The 16,096-nt window shown below is 68.8% G+C and carries 13 protein-coding genes; 7 read left to right on the top strand and 6 right to left on the bottom strand.

Annotated elements, in window-relative coordinates:
• Positions 1 to 499: 499 nt before the first annotated feature.
• Positions 500 to 1,693, bottom strand: coding sequence for a molybdopterin molybdotransferase MoeA (gene moeA / locus D0D37_RS31065; protein WP_116204153.1), 1,194 nt, complete (start codon positions 1,691 to 1,693; stop codon positions 500 to 502).
• A gap of 134 nt (positions 1,694 to 1,827) precedes the next feature.
• Between moeA and D0D37_RS31060 the strand changes: the two genes are divergently transcribed.
• From D0D37_RS31060 to groL, 4 genes are all read left to right on the top strand, one after another.
• Positions 1,828 to 2,439 carry an AIM24 family protein gene (locus D0D37_RS31060; protein ID WP_116204152.1) on the top strand — a complete coding sequence of 204 codons (612 nt, stop codon included), beginning with the start codon at positions 1,828 to 1,830 and terminating at the stop codon, positions 2,437 to 2,439.
• A gap of 105 nt (positions 2,440 to 2,544) precedes the next feature.
• Entirely contained in the window at positions 2,545 to 2,748 is a 204-nt protein-coding gene (locus D0D37_RS31055) for a cold-shock protein (RefSeq protein WP_009083993.1), read from the top strand.
• 71 nt (positions 2,749 to 2,819) lie between these two features.
• The gene (locus tag D0D37_RS31050) at positions 2,820 to 4,547 is read left to right on the top strand and encodes a serine/threonine-protein kinase (protein ID WP_244223733.1); all 1,728 of its coding nucleotides are present in this window, start codon (positions 2,820 to 2,822) and stop codon (positions 4,545 to 4,547) included.
• Positions 4,548 to 4,814: 267 nt separating this feature from the next.
• On the top strand, positions 4,815 to 6,443 hold the full coding sequence (gene groL, locus D0D37_RS31045) for a chaperonin GroEL (RefSeq protein WP_116204151.1): 1,629 nt from the start codon (positions 4,815 to 4,817) through the stop codon (positions 6,441 to 6,443).
• Positions 6,444 to 6,539: 96 nt separating this feature from the next.
• On the opposite strand, the gene D0D37_RS31040 is transcribed toward groL, so the two are convergent.
• Positions 6,540 to 6,749, bottom strand: coding sequence for a PspC domain-containing protein (locus tag D0D37_RS31040; RefSeq protein ID WP_162834553.1), 210 nt, complete (start codon positions 6,747 to 6,749; stop codon positions 6,540 to 6,542).
• Positions 6,750 to 6,834: 85 nt separating this feature from the next.
• Positions 6,835 to 7,773: an o-succinylbenzoate synthase gene (locus tag D0D37_RS31035; RefSeq protein WP_116204149.1), complete on the bottom strand. Its 939-nt coding sequence runs from the start codon at positions 7,771 to 7,773 to the stop codon at positions 6,835 to 6,837.
• Positions 7,774 to 7,841: 68 nt separating this feature from the next.
• Between D0D37_RS31035 and D0D37_RS31030 the strand changes: the two genes are divergently transcribed.
• Positions 7,842 to 10,628, top strand: coding sequence for an AfsR/SARP family transcriptional regulator (locus D0D37_RS31030; RefSeq protein ID WP_116204148.1), 2,787 nt, complete (start codon positions 7,842 to 7,844; stop codon positions 10,626 to 10,628).
• A 665-nt stretch (positions 10,629 to 11,293) separates the two neighbouring features.
• On the opposite strand, the gene D0D37_RS31025 is transcribed toward D0D37_RS31030, so the two are convergent.
• The 3 genes from D0D37_RS31025 to D0D37_RS31015 all read right to left on the bottom strand — a co-directional run bounded on the left by D0D37_RS31025 (position 11,294) and on the right by D0D37_RS31015 (position 14,135).
• Positions 11,294 to 12,145 carry a DUF72 domain-containing protein gene (locus D0D37_RS31025; protein ID WP_116204147.1) on the bottom strand — a complete coding sequence of 284 codons (852 nt, stop codon included), beginning with the start codon at positions 12,143 to 12,145 and terminating at the stop codon, positions 11,294 to 11,296.
• Positions 12,146 to 12,663: 518 nt separating this feature from the next.
• The gene (locus D0D37_RS31020; RefSeq protein WP_116204156.1) at positions 12,664 to 13,425 is read right to left on the bottom strand and encodes a DUF4253 domain-containing protein; all 762 of its coding nucleotides are present in this window, start codon (positions 13,423 to 13,425) and stop codon (positions 12,664 to 12,666) included.
• Between the two features lie 131 nt (positions 13,426 to 13,556).
• Positions 13,557 to 14,135, bottom strand: coding sequence for a DedA family protein (locus D0D37_RS31015; RefSeq protein WP_244223734.1), 579 nt, complete (start codon positions 14,133 to 14,135; stop codon positions 13,557 to 13,559).
• 198 nt (positions 14,136 to 14,333) lie between these two features.
• Here D0D37_RS31015 and D0D37_RS31010 point away from each other — a divergent pair, with 198 nt between their 5' ends.
• Positions 14,334 to 15,461 (top strand): sensor histidine kinase, encoded by a 1,128-nt coding sequence (locus D0D37_RS31010; protein WP_116204145.1) that lies wholly within the window; start codon positions 14,334 to 14,336, stop codon positions 15,459 to 15,461.
• Entirely contained in the window at positions 15,452 to 16,096 is a 645-nt protein-coding gene (locus tag D0D37_RS31005) for a response regulator transcription factor (protein ID WP_116204144.1), read from the top strand. The genes D0D37_RS31010 and D0D37_RS31005 overlap by 10 nt, the downstream gene beginning before the upstream one ends.

Below are 16,096 nucleotides of genomic sequence, written 5' to 3'. Positions count from 1 at the left end.
GGGCCGTCCCCCGGGTAGGGCGGGGGCTGCGCTCGCGGGGCTGGTGGGGTGCAGGCACAGTTTTCGGGCAGCTGGGAGAGCTGCTGCTACTGGCATCCGGCGACTACTGTCTGCACGTCGCGCGGTGCCGCTCCGAAACCCGGTAAACCGAGCAGAATCCACTGTCGTAGAGGTTTATCCAGCAGTCCCTGACCCTCCAGCGGAGCCTGGAACAGATCAGCACCGCGCTTCGTTGACGGTTTCCCTGGCACGTGGCTCGACACGAATGGCCTGCTGCGCCGGTCTCTTCCCAAGCGTGCCGACCGGCATCGCCGTCGAACTCAGCTCGCGACTACGCAAAACGCTCAGCCGGGAAGCCCCAGCCGAGTGTTCTCGTCGAAGCCAGTTGATCACTTGTTGTACGAAGGCCCTCGAATTCCCCAAGGGCTGGGGCTGAGCGACTGCGGAAGTCGCCTGGCGTGCGGGATCAACCGCTGAACCGTGAAACGCGGCACGAGCCCTAAAGCAGCAACACCTCAACCTCATCCCCCTCCGAAGCCGCCGAAACCTCCTCCGGCAACATGATCAAACAGTTAGCCTGCGTAAACGCCGCCAGCAAATGCGACCCCGGCCCACCCCGCGGCCCGACAACCCCAGTCACCTCACCGAGAACCGGCGTATAAAACCCCCGCCGATACTGTCGCCGACCAGCAGGCGACGTCATGTCCTCGGTCAACCGAGCGCGCACTCGCCGCCGGTCCACGTCCGAATGGCCCATCGCCGACAGCACCGCCGGACGCAGAAACGCCTCGAAGGACACCAGCACACTCACCGGATTCCCCGGCAGCGTCACCACCGGCACGCCGTTCCACCGGCCGCAGCCCTGAGGCCCGCCAGGCTGCATCGCGATCTTCTGGAATTCCACGCCCTGCCCGGTCAGCGCGTCCTTCACCACTTCATACGCACCGGCCGACACCCCGCCCGACGTGATCAGCAGGTCCACCGACTCCAGTCGCGGCTCGATGATCTTGCGGAACTCCTCCACGTCATCAACGACGCTGCGCACGACCTCGACCTGGCAACCGAGACCCTGCAACGCCGCCGCCAGCATCACGCTGTTCGATTCGTAGATTTGCCCATGCTGCAACGGGTTCGGCGCTTCCACCAGCTCCGTGCCGGTCGACACGACCAGCACCGACAGCGGCCGGTACACCTCCAGTTCCGCCAGCCCGACCGCGGCGGCGAGGCCCAGGTGCGCATGGCTCAGCACGGTGCCCGCGTTCAGCGCGACGGTCCCCTTTGTGACGTCCTCGCCGGTCCGGCGGATGTGGTTGCCCTCCACCGCCGCGCGGGTGATCTGGACTTCCGCGGTGCCGCGGTCGGTGTCCTCGACCATCACGATCGCGTCGGCGCCAGGAGGCAGGGGCGCGCCGGTCATGATCCGCTGAGCGGTACCCGATTCGAGCGGTTTGACATCGATCCGCCCGGCCGGGATGTCGTCGGCCACCGGCAGCGTCACCGGCACCTCGGCGACGTCCGCGGCGTGCACGGCGTACCCGTCCATCGCGGAGTTGTCGAACGGCGGCAGTGCCACGCCTGCCTGCACGTCACGGGCCAGGACGAGCCCGGCAGCATCGGCGACCGGAACAGTGCGGACGGGCGCGCGGCCGAGCAGTTCGGTCACGGTCTCGCGGTAGGCATCGACGGAGATCACGCGGACCATCCTCCCTCTTGCTGCCCGTCGTGCAACACTCTCCCGGCACAAGCCGGGGAGTACGGGGAGAGTTCTGATGCAGTTTCGGGTCCGCAACCAGGCCGGGCGCGCCGCGCTCGCGACCCCCCGCTGACATGCGCGTCCACACCAGGCACACGCCAGGGTTCGGCGTCGCCCGCGTACTGCTCGCCCCGGGCGAAGCCGTGCAGGCTGCCGGGGAATCGTTGCTGGCCAGCAGCTTCAACGTGGCTGAGGCGAACCAGAACCGCGGCCGCAAGGGCGGTCCTTCGGTGTTCACCGCACCGCCCGAGGGCGGCTGGGTCGACCTGGCCCCGCTCGGCCCCGGCGACGTCTACCCGCTCGAACTCACCGGCTCTACCGGCTGGTCGGTGCACCGCGACGGCGTGTTCGCCCGGCCGAGCACGGTCCGCGCCGACCAGAACTGGGCCCCGCTGCAGCAGTTGTTCGGCGCCGATTCCGGATTCCTCGAGCACTACAGCGGCCGCGGCCCGCTCCTGCTCACCGCGCCCGGCCCGGTGGACTCGTTCGACCTCGGCCGCGGCGAGATCGTCACCGTGCGCCCGGACTATCTCCTCGCCTATCCCGACTCCGTGCAATGCCGGTTGCGCGCCCTTGATCCGAGCGGTCCGCAATCGCTGCGAACCGGCGAAGGACTCGTCCTCGATTTCGCCGGACCGGGAACCGTGCTCGTCCAATCGCGCAACCGGCGAGTGTCGCGGGCGTAAGGGGAATCTGCCGATTATCCCATTGCCGGGAGCGCTGATTCCGGTAGCGTGAACTCCACTTCGCACGCTGATGGACAGCGGATTCTTGTCCCGAGGGAGGGCGCCGTGGCAGTCGGCACCGTCAAGTGGTTCAACTCGGAAAAAGGCTACGGGTTCATTGAATCCCCCGAGGGGCCGGACGTCTTCGTTCACTATTCGGCCATCCAAGCCGACGGATTCCGCACTCTCGACGAGGGCGATCGCGTGGAGTTCGAAGTCCAGTCCGGCCGCGACGGCCGAAGCCAGGCCGCGGACGTCCGCAAGGTCTGACGAGGCAGGTCCGCTGACCGGTTGGGCGAACCGGCAGTGGCAGCCGATACCGGCGCGTTAAGCTGCGCTGCGTGACAGGCGACGTGTCGGGGGACCTCACCGGTCGCCAGCTGGGCCACTACCGCATCGACTCGGTGCTCGGCAAGGGCGGCATGAGCGTGACCTACCAGGCCACGGACACGCGGCTCGGCCGCAAGGTGGCGCTGAAAGTCATCGGTGACCACCTCGGCGCGGACGCCGAGTTCCGCGAACGGTTCGTCGACGAGGCACGCAACACCTCCGCGATCGACCACGCCAACGTCGTCCCGCTGTACGACTTCGGCGAACTCGACGGCATGCTCTACATCGCCATGCGGATGGTCGACGGCGGCGACCTCGCCGGCCTCATGTCCGCGGGCCCGATCAGCCCGTCCCGCGCGCTCAGCCTGCTCGACCAGGTCGCCGACGCCCTCGACACGCTGCACAACCACGGCCTCGTGCACCTCGACGTCAAACCGGCCAACGTGCTGGTCACCAGCCGCGAGACCTCCCGCGAGCACGTCTACGTCGCCGACTTCGGCCTCACCCGCCGCGGCGCCACCGGCCACCGCACCCGCGGCGGCGACTTCCTCGGCTCGCCCACCTACGCCGCCCCGGAACACCTGCGCGGCGAACCGCTCGACGGCCGCACCGACCAGTACGCCCTCACCTGCGTGCTGTTCGCCTGCCTGACCGGCAACCCGCCGTTCCGCGGCGACGTCCCCGCCGTCATCAAGGGCCACCTCGGCGGAGAACCGCCGTCGGTGGCGAGCGTGGTCGCGCTCCCGGCCGCCGTGGACGACGTCATCCGCAAGGGCATGGCGAAAAGCCCGAACGACCGTTATCCCAACTGTGTCGCGATGATCGCCGCGGCCCGGGTGGCGCTCGGCCCGCTCGCGACCTCGGACACCCCGCCGGGCCCCGCCCGGCCGAACGGACTTCCGGAGGCGGGCATGCAGCAAGGACCTGGCGGACCCGGTGCAGGTGGGCCTGGCGGACCTGGTGCCGGTGGACCAGCTGGTCCTGGCGCGCAGCCGGGAGGTCCCGGGGCCGCGGGACAGGGAGCGCAGGCTGGACCCGGCGCTCCCGGCGTCGGCGCACCGGGGGCGCCCGGCGGTCAGGCCGTTCCCGGTGCCTGGGCACAGCCCGGCCAGCCCGGATACCCCGCACCCGGCGGCTACGGCGGCCCCGCCGGTTACGGCAACCAGCCCCCGCCCGGTTATCCAGCACAGCCCGGCCAGCCTCAGCCGGGTCAGCCACAGCCCGGCCAATTCGGCCAACCTGGTCAGCCGCAAGGCCAGCCGCAGCCCGGACAGCAGGGCTACTCCGGCCAAGCACCGGCAGGCCCCCCGCCCGGCTACGGCTACCCCGGCCAGCAACCTCAACAAGGCCCCCCGCCCGGTTACGGCGGCTACCCGAACCAGCCCGGCTACCCCGGTCAGCCGAACCAGCAGGGCCATCCGCCCCACCCGAACCAGCAGGCCTTCGGCGACCCGATGCGGCTGCGCCCGCCGTCCCCGGCGGGCGGCGCGGGAGCGTTCGAAAAGCAGCCCAAGAGCGGCGGCCTGAAGTGGCTGTGGATCGCACTGGGGGTGCTCGTCGTGGCCGGACTGGTCGTCGGCGCGATCTTCCTCTTCAGCGGGGACGACAACGGCAACGGCGGCACCGCTCCGACGTCGTCGGCGCCCAACATCCCGGTCGGTCCGGGCGGCTCGAAGTCCGGTGGTCCGTCGTCGCTGCGCCCGCCGCCGTCGTCGATCCACATCCAGCCGAGCCACTGACGCGGCCGACCTGCTCTCCGAAGCGCACCGATCCTGACCTGCGCTCCTTGCACTCGACCCCGGAGAGTGCTAAACACGGCATTGGCACTCGACGCCGTCGAGTGCTAGGCGAGCGGTCACCGACCGCCTGCCTGAAGGTCGGGACGGTGAGGCTGACCCACCGGTCAGTCGTCCGTCGCGGGCACCGAGCCTGGCCGAGGACGTGTCCTGCTGCCGCCGCTGGAGACAGCGCGGCGGTGGCGCCCAATACCGGAGGACCACACCGCAATGGCCAAACTGATCGCGTTCGACGAGGACGCCCGCCGCGGTCTTGAGCGCGGCTTGAACATCCTCGCCGAAGCCGTCAAGGTGACCCTCGGCCCGCGGGGCCGGAACGTCGTGCTCGAAAAGAAGTGGGGCGCGCCGACGATCACCAACGACGGTGTCTCCATCGCCAAGGAGATCGAGCTCGAGGACCCGTGGGAGAAGATCGGGGCCGAGCTCGTCAAGGAAGTTGCCAAGAAGACTGACGACGTAGCGGGCGACGGCACCACCACCGCCACCGTGCTCGCCCAGGCGCTCGTGCGCGAGGGCCTGCGCAACGTCGCGGCCGGCGCCGACCCGATCTCGCTCAAGCGGGGCATCGAGGCGGCCGTCGAGGCCATCACCGAGCAGCTGCACAAGGCCGCCGTCCAGATCGAGACCAAGGAGCAGATCGCTGCTACCGCCTCGATCTCGGCCGCTGACCGCACCATCGGCGAGCTGATCGCCGAGGCGCTGGACAAGGTCGGCAAGGAAGGCGTCGTCACCGTCGAGGAGAGCAACACCTTCGGGCTCGAGCTGGAGCTCACCGAGGGCATGCGCTTCGACAAGGGCTACGTGTCCGGTTACTTCGTGACCGACCCGGAGCGCCAGGAAGCCGAGCTGGAGGACCCCTACGTCCTGCTCTTCGGTTCCAAGATCTCCAACGTCAAGGACGTCCTGCCGCTGCTGGAGAAGGTCATCCAGTCCGGCAAGCCGCTGCTGATCATCGCCGAGGACGTCGAGGGCGAAGCCCTGGCGACCCTGGTCGTCAACAAGATCCGCGGCACCTTCAAGTCCGTCGCCGTCAAGGCCCCGGGCTTCGGCGACCGCCGCAAGGCGATCCTGCAGGACATCGCGATCCTGACCGGCGGCCAGGTCATCTCCGAGGACGTCGGCCTCAAGCTGGAGAACGCGGACCTGTCGCTGCTGGGCCGTGCCCGCAAGGCCGTCATCACCCGGGACGAGACCACCATCGTCGAGGGTGCGGGCGACGCCGACCAGATCCAGGGTCGCGTCAACCAGATCCGCGCGGAGATCGAGAACTCCGACTCGGACTACGACCGCGAGAAGCTGCAGGAGCGGCTCGCGAAGCTGGCCGGCGGCGTGGCCGTCATCAAGGCCGGCGCCGCGACCGAGGTCGAGCTGAAGGAGCGCAAGCACCGCATCGAGGACGCGGTGCGCAACGCCAAGGCCGCCGTGGAAGAGGGCATCGTCGCCGGCGGCGGCGTGGCCCTGATCCAGGCTGCCGAGGCCGCTTTCGCGGGCCTGAAGCTGACCGGTGACGAGGCCACTGGCGCGAACATCGTCAAGGTCGCCGTCGAGGCTCCGCTCAAGCAGATCGCGATCAACGCCGGTCTCGAGGGCGGCGTCGTGGCGGAGAAGGTCAAGTCCCTCCCGCAGGGCCACGGCCTGAACGCCGCCACCGGCGAGTACGAGGACCTGCTCGCGGCCGGCGTTCCGGACCCGACGAAGGTCACCCGCTCCGCGCTGCAGAACGCCGCTTCCATCGCGGCGCTGTTCCTGACCACCGAGGCTGTCGTCGCGGACAAGCCGGAGAAGGCTTCTGCCGCTCCGGCCGACCCGTCCGGCGGCATGGGTGGCATGGACTTCTGAGTTCGGCTGCTTTTCGGCGAAGCCCGGTTCACCTTCGTGGTGGACCGGGCTTCGCCCGTTTCCGCGTCAGCGACTCCCCGGGCATGCGCCGGGCGATCAGTCTTCGGGCGTCAGCACGGCCGCGGCGGCGTAGACCGGCAGGATCACCCCGGCCGAGAGCACGGCCCCGGCGACCGCGGCGATGCGCACCATCGAGGGGTCGACGTTGAGGTATTTGGCCCATCCGCCGCACACACCGGTGAGCATGCGGTCGGAGCGGCTGCGGAAGATCTTCTTGGCCGGTGCGGCCTGCACGTTGTCCGTCATGCCAGCAATACTCCGCGACCGGCGCGCGCCGCACATCCGGGATCGCCCCGGAGATAGCCCCGGGGCCGCGACCCTGAAGTCTCCCTTACCCGCTGATCCGGCGGACCCGCTCGAACCGGTCCAGCCACGCCGCTTCCACCTCGGGCGACGCGGCGAATTCGGCGTACGCGTCGGGTTCCGGAGCCTTTCGCGGCACCGGCAGGTAACCGTCCACAGGGGACAGTGTTTCGGTGCAGACGTCCCCGCGCAGCAACGACATCGTGCCGAGTCCGCAGGCGAAGTCCAGCTCCGGCAACGCCCCGGCGAGCGCGAGCCCGGCGGCCAACCCGACGCTCGTCTCGACCGCCGACGACACCACGCACGGCAGCCCGCACGCCTCCGCGACCTCCAACGCACGCCTTACTCCGCCGAGCGGGGCGACCTTGAGCACGGCGATGTCGGCGGCTCCGGCGACGGCGACCTTCAGCGGATCTTCCGCGCGGCGGATCGACTCGTCGGCCGCGATCCGCACTGACACGCGACGCCGGACGGCGGCCAAGTCTTCGATCGTCGGGCACGGCTGTTCGGCGTACTCCAGTCCACCGGCCGCGCGGTCCAGTTCGCCGAGCGCGTGGACGGCGGTGTCGACATCCCACGCGGTGTTGGCGTCGACGCGGATCGCGCCGGACGGACCCAGGGCGTCACGGACCGCTTCGATGCGCGCGCAGTCCTCGGCGAGCGTCGCGCGTTTGTCGGCGACTTTGACCTTCGCCGTGCGGCAACCGGACTGACGGACCAGTTCATGCGCGCGTTCCGGCGGCACAATCGGGACTGTCGTGTTCACCTCAATACGGTCGCGGACTGGCTCAGGCCAGCCTTCTTCGCTCGCTTCGAGTGCTGCGGCGAGCCAGGGCACGCTCTCGGTGTCCGAATAGTCAGCGAAAGGGCAGAACTCGCCCCAGCCGGCGGAGCCGCGGAGCAACAGTCCTTCACGGACGGTGATGTCCCGGAACCGGGTGTGCAGCGGGAGCGCGTAAACCTGCATGAGAGCCGATCATGCCATCGCCGCGGTGACGGGAACCGAGGTGCCGCGGGGGCCGTCTCAACGCCACAATGGAACGTGTGGACGGCCTCGACTTCCGGGTGCTCGGCCCGGCCGAGGTGCTGGCCGGGGACCAGGTGGTGCCGCTGGGCGGCAGCCGCCCGCTGATCGTGCTCGCCGGACTGCTGCTGCGGGCCAACCGGCTCGTGTCGGTCGACGTGCTCAGCCACTGGCTGTGGGGCGACGACCAGCGCCGGTCGAAGGGCGCGCTGCAGACGTATGTCCTGCGGCTGCGCCGGGCGCTCGGCGACGGCGCGTCGATCCGCACCGAACGCGGCGGCTACCTGTTGGAAGTCGACGAGAACGCAGTGGATCTCGGCAGGTTCCGGCAGCTCGCGGCGCGGGGCCGCAGTGCCGCGGAGCGAGGCGAACACCGGCGGGCGGCGGGGTATTTCGAGGACGCGCTGGGGCAATGGCGGGGTTCGGCGCTGCAGAACGTGGAATCGGACGCGCTGCACCGGGACGAGGTCGGGCAACTCGCCGAGGAACGCACGCGAGTGCGCGAACTGTGGGCTGAGACGCTGCTGACCGTCGGCGAGTACGACACCGTCGTGCCCGAGCTGGAGCTTCTGACCCGCGAACATCCGCTGCGCGAACGCCCGCATGAGCAGCTGATGTACGCGCTGCTCCGCTCCGGGCGGCAGGCCGAGGCGCTGGACGTGTACCGGCGGATCAGCGGGTTGCTGGCCGAGGAATTGGGCTTGGATCCCGGTGCCGGACTGCAACGCGCACACCGGCTAGTACTGGGCGGCGACGAAGGCATGCGGTTCCGGACTCCGCTGGAACCCCATGTACCGCACCAGCTTCCGGCTGATCTTGGTGCCTTCGCCGGTCGCGCGGCGGACTTGAAAGCCTTGCGCGCGTTGCTGCCGGAAGCCCTCGACGATGGCACTTCCACACCGATTGCCTCGGTGGAAGGCATGGGCGGGCAAGGGAAAACGACCCTGTCTGTCCACTTCGCTCACCAAATCGCGGACCGTTTCACCGGCGGCCAGGTATTTCTGGACCTGCGTGGCTACGGTCCGGGCGCGCCGGTGTCGCCCATCGCCGCGCTGGAGACGATGCTCATCGCGCTGGGCGTACCCGCCGACCGAATCCCGTCCGGTTTGGACGAACGTGCCGCGACTTGGCGTACGTACACCACCGGCCGACGGCTGTTGGTAGTGCTGGACAACGCAAACAGCACCGAACAAGTGCGTTCTCTGCTACCCGGCCCCGGATGCTTGGTCGTGGTGACGAGCCGTTGGCAACTACGCGGATTGGTCGCGACGCACGGTGCCCGCCGAATCGCTCTGTCTGAATTGGACAGTGAAGAGGCGGTGGAGCTTCTCGCCTCGGCTATCGGCGTCGAACGAGTCCACGAAGATCCGATCGCCGCCGGTCGTTTCGTACAGTATTGCGGTGGACTCCCGTTGGCGATCCGGATCCTAGCCGTGCGCGCGGCACAGTTCCCGCGGCTACCACTGGACGAGTTCGTGGCGGCACTGCCCTCGGACGCAGGCCGGTTGAGCACCTTCGACCTAGGCGACGGCGACGAAACCAACATCCGCACGGTTTTCTCCTATTCCTACCGGGTCTTATGCCCGGCAGCGGCGCGACTGCTGCGGTTGCTGGCACTGTCGGCAGGTCCGGATCTATCGCTGGGCATGGCAGTCGCGCTCAGCGGACGGTCCGAAAAGGAAACTCGCGGCGCTCTCGACACGCTCGTCTCCACGCACTTGCTCATCCAACCGAAGCCAGGCCGGTACCAGTTCCACGACTTGATCCGAGCCTATGCGAACGAATTGTCGGAGCAGGAGGACGACGCCGCCGAACGCGCGGAGGCCAGTTCGCGACTGCTCGACTGGTTCATCGCCTCGGCACGGAACGCAGGTTTGGCGATGCGTCCCCGTCAGCTGATGGACGAGATCGGATCGATGCCGTCGGCTGGCGCGCTGGAATTCTCGGACTTCCACCGCGCTTTGGCCTGGTTCATCGAGGAACACGGAAACCTGATCTCAGTGATCCAATGGTCGTTCCGGATCGGCCGATACGCCCAATGCTGGCGGCTGGCCTGGTCGCTGTTCACCTATTTCGCCGGACGCGCACGAGTCGACGAATGGCGGTACCTCTTCGAGATCGGCCTGCGAGCGGCGCGAAATTCCGGGGAGCGGCACGGCGAAGCGGCGATCCTCAATGGACTCGGCGTGATCGAGGGAGTCGCCCGGAATTATGTGCTGGCGCGCGAATATCTGGAGCAGGCGCTGGCTGTGCAGCTGGAACTGGGCTCGCTGCCGGGGGAGGCGCGGGCGCGCTACAACCTGGCGATGACCGCACAGGGCATCGAGGATTTCCCGGAGGCTTACCGGCATGGCCTGAGGTCGCTGGAAATCACGCGGGAGCTGGGGTTTACCTCGGTGGAAGCGAATGTGTTGCGCGCTTTGGGCGACCTGTGCGCGATGATGGGCGACTACCCACAGGCACTGTCGCTCGCGGACGAGGCGCTGGCCCTGGTCCCGCCGGACGACCTGCCACAGGGCCGCTTCTCGCTGGCCGCCCGCGCCCGCGCGCTGCTGGGCTTGGGGCGCCATGTGGAGGGAATCGAGTGCCTGTCCGAGGCGGTCGACATGTTCTTCGCGATGGACGAGGAGTACGAGGCCGCGGATGTGCTGTCGGAACTGGGCACGGCGCACCTGCGCTACGGCAGGACTGCTGCCGCGCGGGACTGCTGGCTGCGCGCGGTTCGGCTGTTGACGCGGTTGGATCACCCGGACGCGGATCGAGTGCGGGCGCAGTTGGCAGGGTTGGTGCGGGGTTAGCTTCGGTCGTACTGCTGTGGCGCGAGAGTGGTTGAACCATTTCCGAGCCGAGCCGAGCCGAGCCGAGCCGAGCCGAGCCGAGCCGAGCCGAGCCGAGCCGAGCCGAGCCGAGCCGAGCCGAGCCGAGTGGGGGGCGAAGTTGGCCGACTTAGCGGAGGTGGGTGCAGCCGCATTGCCGTGGCGCGGGTTGCTGGCTGCGAGCGGTTTGGTTGTTGTCGAGTTGGATCGGTCCGGGTGTGGAGCGAGTGGCCGGACAGTTGCGGCGCGGGATTGCTGGCTGCGCGGCTGGTTTGCTGACGGGCTGGACTGCCTGATGCAGGTCAGATGCGAGTGCTGTGGGCTGGCTTGGTGCGGCATTGCTGGCTGTGCGGTTTGGTTGCTGACGGATTCGATCGCCTGGTGCGAGCGTTGCGGGCTGGCTTGGTGCGGGATTGGGTTCGGCAGTATCGCTGCGGCGCGAGAGTGGTTGAACCATTCCGGTGCGGCCGGTCGCGGGTGCAAGTGGCTTCGCGCGCGGATGGCTTCGGCCGTTTGGCGGAACGGTTCCCCCGTTGGGGCGCACGAGGGCAGCCGGGCGCGGTGGTCCGCGTGCCGACCCCCAGCGGCAGCACGTAGACCACCGGCGGCCCGTATCACCACCCAATCGAAGTGCGCTCACTGTCCGCTCACTGTGCCTCATCGGTTTCGGCGGGGAGGTCGAGCAGGCGGGTGAGTGTGACGGCGTTGTGTGGGGCCGCGACTTTGCTGTCGTTGTCGAAGTAGACGTGCACGTCTCGGCGGCCGCCGTCGTGCCATTCGGTGATTTTCGCGGCCCAGGCGCGCAGGGCTGAGTCGGAGTAGTTGCTGGTGTAGAGGTCTTCCGAGCCGTGCAGCCGGACGTAACTGAAGTCAGTGGTCTGGTCCTCCGTGTACGGCCACGGGGCGGCGGCGTCAGCGGTCACCAGGGCGACTCGGTGTTTTTTCAGCAGGTCTGTCGCTTCGTTGGTGGTGAAGCTCGGGTGGCGCACTTCGAGCGCGTGCCGCACTGGACGGTCGGGGCCTGGTTCCAGAAACGCGGGGGCCTTGAGCTTGTCGTCGTGCTTCGCCCCGAGCGTGGCTGCCTCGCTGGTGGTGCGGGGGAGTTGGCCGAGAAACGTGGAGACCCGGTCGGGGTCGAAGGTCAGTCGTGGCGGGAGTTGCCAGAGGAAGGGACCCAGTTTGTCGGCGAGTGCGAGGACACCGGAGGCGTAGAAGTTGGCGAGCGCGGTTTCGACGTCGCGCAACTGTTTGAGGTGCGTGATGAACCGGCCGCCCTTGACCGCGAACAGGAATCCGGCCGGGGTTTCGGCGTGCCAGCCGCGGTATCGCTCCGGGCGCTGCAGCGAGTAGAAGGATCCGTTGAGCTCGACGGCGTTCGTCCGGCGGGAGAGGTACTCGAGTTCGCGGCGTTGCGGCAGGCCGGAGGGGTAGAACGCGCCGCGCCACGGCGGGTATCGCCAACCGGACGTGCCCACTCGGATCTGGCCGATCCTCCTCACCGCCTTTCGCCGCCGGGGGTTCCCGTGCGGACGGTTGCGGTAAACCCGTCCGCGCGGCCGTTTTCCGGACAGGTGGGCTAAGGATTGGGACATATGTCCTGATCGAAGGGACGTCGGTCTCATGGGGCTGACTCCGTTGCCTGGCCGTCGGGACGGGACGCGGAGGGGAGACGGAGAGGGCAAGCAAGAGCGCGGAGCAGAACGGAGGGAGAAGGGCGGCTGCGCTGAGGCAGGCAGGAGCGCGTCGGGAAGCGGTTGCTTGGCGAGCCGGTCGTGCTTGCGCTGTGGCGTGCCGAAACTGCCGAATTCTCCTGTTCGCGGCTCGGTCTTGCTCCCGCCAAGTCCGCCAGCCCTGCCAGATCCGCCAACCCCGCCAGGCCCGCCAGATCCGCGAGGACCGCCAACCCCGCCAGGCACGCCAGATCCGCGAGGACCGCCGAATCCGCCAAGGACGGCGCGGAATCGGCGGAACCTGCGCCGCCCCGACCCAGTCGTCCTGCCCGCACTCCATCACTCCCTCAGGCCCACGAGAACCTCCATCGGCGGCTCTGCACCAGGGAAGTGGCGTACTCCCGCAGGTTTCCCGGCTGGGCGAGGTACGTCGGGAGACTGAAGGCCCGGTGCTCGGCGGCCACCGTCAAGGCCCTGGCGTGGGTGCGGGGCGGGGCGGAGACCGACAGTTCCAGCGTGTCGAAGCCCAGCGTCACCAGGGTCGCGCCGAAGCGGTCTTCCCAGCTGCGCAAAACCGCCGACAGTTCCGCGACCTGGTCTGTCGACTTGATCATTCCCGTCCAGCCGATGAGAGCCGGGATGTCGGCTGGACGGTCGGCCTGCACCAGGCCCAGGCGGTGCGGCGTGCGGGCGGCCAGGATCGAGCCGGTGTTGCCTGCTTCGGCTAGGGGGTCCGAGCGGCGGTGCGAGCGTTTCGCCAGCCCGGGGAAGCGGGTGCCGAACGGGCGCAGGCAGGCTCCGTCGCAACAAGAACCGTCCCACCAGCGGGCCAGGACTTCGGCGGGGTCGGCGTTGGCGACGCGGTGACCGGCCGGAGCGAGGCGGCCGCGGTCGTCCAGCCAGTCTTCCCCTCGGGCGGTGAAGCGCTGGTCGGGCGGGATCAGCACGGGCCACAGCCCCGACCGCTCGAACTCGGCGACGCAGCTCAAGTACCGCTGCGGCCGCGTGAGCGGCTCCTCCGCCACCCAGATGCGCCCGTGCCAGCGCCCTGGCGGCAAGGTCTGGACCGGCGGTGCCCCGACGCCGGGGCGGAACGGTGCGATCGTCATGAGCTTCCCCTCGAACTGGTGTTCGGTGCCTGCATATCGAACAGTAGTTCGAACCACCGACAATTTCCAGAGCGCCACTCGCTCATCCGTTCGAGTGAACCTGAAGGAACCCCAGGTCGAGGGGCAGAAACTCAGTGCCGGGCGACGCGGCGCACCCGGACCACCACGAACAGGCCGATCGCGATCGCCACCGCGGCGAGCACGACGTACTGGAACACCGACGCGTACCGGTCCACCAGCGACCAGCTCTCCCCGAGCAGATACCCGGCCACCACGAACACGGTGTTCCACCGCAGGCTGCCCGCCGTCGTCAGCAGCAGGAACCGGCCGAACGGCATCCGTTCCACGCCCGCCGGCAGCGAGATCAGGCTGCGGAAGATCGGGACCATCCGGCCGAGGAACACCGCCTTGCCGCCGTGCCGGGTGAACCACGCCTCGGTCCGGTCGAAGTCGGTGACGTTCATCAGCGGCAGGCGGCTGAGCAGGGCGCGGCATCGGTCTCGGCCGAGCAGCGCGCCCAGCCAGTAGACGATCACGGCTCCGGCGAGCGAGCCCAGTGTTGTCCAGAAGAGGGCTCCGGCCAGGCTGAACGTGCCGCGGCTCGCGGAGAATCCGGCCAGCGGGAGGACGAGTTCGCTGGGGATCGGCGGGAACAGGTTGTCCAGGCCGACGACGATCGCGGCGCCGACGCCGCCGAGCGAGTCCATCAGTCCGACGGCTCAGCCCGCGAGGCCGGTGAGCGGTTCGGCGGGGGCGGCGAGCAAGAGGTTCACGGTGGTCCTTTCACTTCGAATGCGACGTCGTCGAAGGTAGAAAGGCAAGGCGCGCAACACATTGCTGTCCGCCACCCGGAGAAATGCGGGAAACCGCAGTACGCCCAGCCGAGCGGACTGGCTAGCCTGATCAACGTGAACAGACCGCGAGCGCTGCGCCGGACGGCGGGCGTCGGCCTAGGTGTCCTGACAGCGCTTATCGAGGTGCCATACGTGGTCTTGGTCGCACCGCTCCTCGTCGTCCCGGCAGTTCGGCCGCAGGTATTCCGCGGCGCACGCAGGCTGGCCGAAATCGAACGCGCACGGCTGCAACGATTCCTGGACGCCAGGAACGGTGACGACTACGACGGCCGTCGAGCCCTGCAGTACCTCGTTCCACGCAGCCTCACCGGGCTTCTCGCGTTGGGCGTGTGGGTGTGCATCGCCGCAGGTGCCGTAGCTGGTTCGCTCTACTTCGTCCAACTGGTCACCGGTCGAGCACCTGGCGGAACCGCGGACGGGACCTTGCTGGACTGGCTCCCGGTCCTGGCACTCGCAGCGATCGCGGTATTCCTTTGTGGACAGGGCCTGATCGGCGTCGCCGCACTAGACAAGCGGTTGGCGCGGAGGTTCTTCGGTCCGAGCAGTCAGGAACTGTTGCGGCGCAGGGTGTCCGAGCTGGCGACAACCCGCAGCGAAGTGGTCGAGGCGGTCAACGGCGAACGTCGTCGCATCGAGCGGGATTTGCACGACGGGGTGCAGCAAAGGCTGGTGGCGCTGGGCGTGTTGCTCGGTCGGGCACGCCGGGCAGGCGACGCGGAGAGGGCGGCTGAGCTGGTCCGGCAGGCCCACGAGGAATCGCAGGAAGCGTTGCGCGAACTCCGAGAGGTGAGCTGGCGCGTGTACCCGATCGCGCTCGACGAAAGCGGTCTTGAGGCCGCGTTGGAATCTCTGGCCGAGCGCGCCACGATCCCGGTCGACCTTCGTTACGCGCTCGACGAGCCCTCGCCGGAATTGGCGACGGTCGTCTACTTCGTGGCTTCCGAATCGGTCACCAATGCTGCCAAGCATGCCAGCGCCAACAAGGTCACCATTGACGTCCGCCGTGAGGAAACCAGGCTCGTCGCCGAGATCACTGACGATGGCTGCGGCGGCGCAACCATGAGCGAGAGCGGCGGACTGTCCGGGCTGGCAAGACGAGTAGCGGCGATGGACGGCGAATTTTCCTTGCAGAGTCCGGAAAATGGGCCGACCACAGTGCGGGTGACACTGCCGTGCGAGTGATTCTGGCCGAGGACGCGACCTTGCTCAGGGAAGGCCTCGTAAGGCTGCTGGCGGAGGAAGGCCACGACGTAGTCGCCGCGGTGGGAGACGGCGAAACGCTCCTCGAAGCGACCGCTGAACACCAGCCGGACGTGGTCGTCACGGACGTCCGCATGCCGCCGACCCACACCGACGAAGGGCTGCGCGCCGCCCTCGAAATCCGCGAACGCTGGCCGGACACCGGTGTGCTCGTGCTGTCCCAATACGTCGAGAAACGCTACGCCGCCAAGCTGATCGGCGGCGACGGCGGCCGCGTCGGCTACCTGCTCAAAGACCGCGTGGCGCAGGTCGGCGACTTCCTCGACGCACTGGACCGGGTCGGGGCCGGCGGCGCGGCCTTCGACCCGGAGGTGGTGCGCAGGCTGGTCGCCCGGACGTCGCACGAGGACGCGCTCGCCCGGCTGACCCCGCGCGAGCGCGACGTGCTGGAGAAAATGGCGCAGGGCCATACGAACGCGAGCATCGCGGCGCTGCTGTTCGTCTCGCAGAGCGCCGTGGAGAAGCACGCGAACGCGATCTTCGACAAGCTCGACCTGCCGCAAGCGAAGGGGTACAGCCGACGCGTGCTGGCCGTTCTCCGTTACCTCGGCTCGTAA

It is taken from the genome of Amycolatopsis circi (assembly GCF_003385235.1).
Lineage (GTDB): Bacteria > Actinomycetota > Actinomycetes > Mycobacteriales > Pseudonocardiaceae > Amycolatopsis > Amycolatopsis circi.
Note: the sequence above shows the minus strand (reverse complement) of the source record. Positions and strands in the feature narration are given on the sequence as shown.

Excerpts from the sequence above, each read along its gene's own strand:
- D0D37_RS31035 (WP_116204149.1), bottom strand. The coding sequence starts at position 7,773 with ATGCAGGTTTACGCGCTCCCGCTGCACACCCGGTTCCGGGACATCACC.
- D0D37_RS31060 (WP_116204152.1), top strand. The coding sequence starts at position 1,828 with ATGCGCGTCCACACCAGGCACACGCCAGGGTTCGGCGTCGCCCGCGTA.
- groL (WP_116204151.1), top strand. The coding sequence starts at position 4,815 with ATGGCCAAACTGATCGCGTTCGACGAGGACGCCCGCCGCGGTCTTGAG.
- D0D37_RS31040 (WP_162834553.1), bottom strand. The coding sequence starts at position 6,749 with ATGACGGACAACGTGCAGGCCGCACCGGCCAAGAAGATCTTCCGCAGC.
- D0D37_RS31030 (WP_116204148.1), top strand. The coding sequence starts at position 7,842 with ATGGAACGTGTGGACGGCCTCGACTTCCGGGTGCTCGGCCCGGCCGAG.
- D0D37_RS31020 (WP_116204156.1), bottom strand. The coding sequence starts at position 13,425 with ATGACGATCGCACCGTTCCGCCCCGGCGTCGGGGCACCGCCGGTCCAG.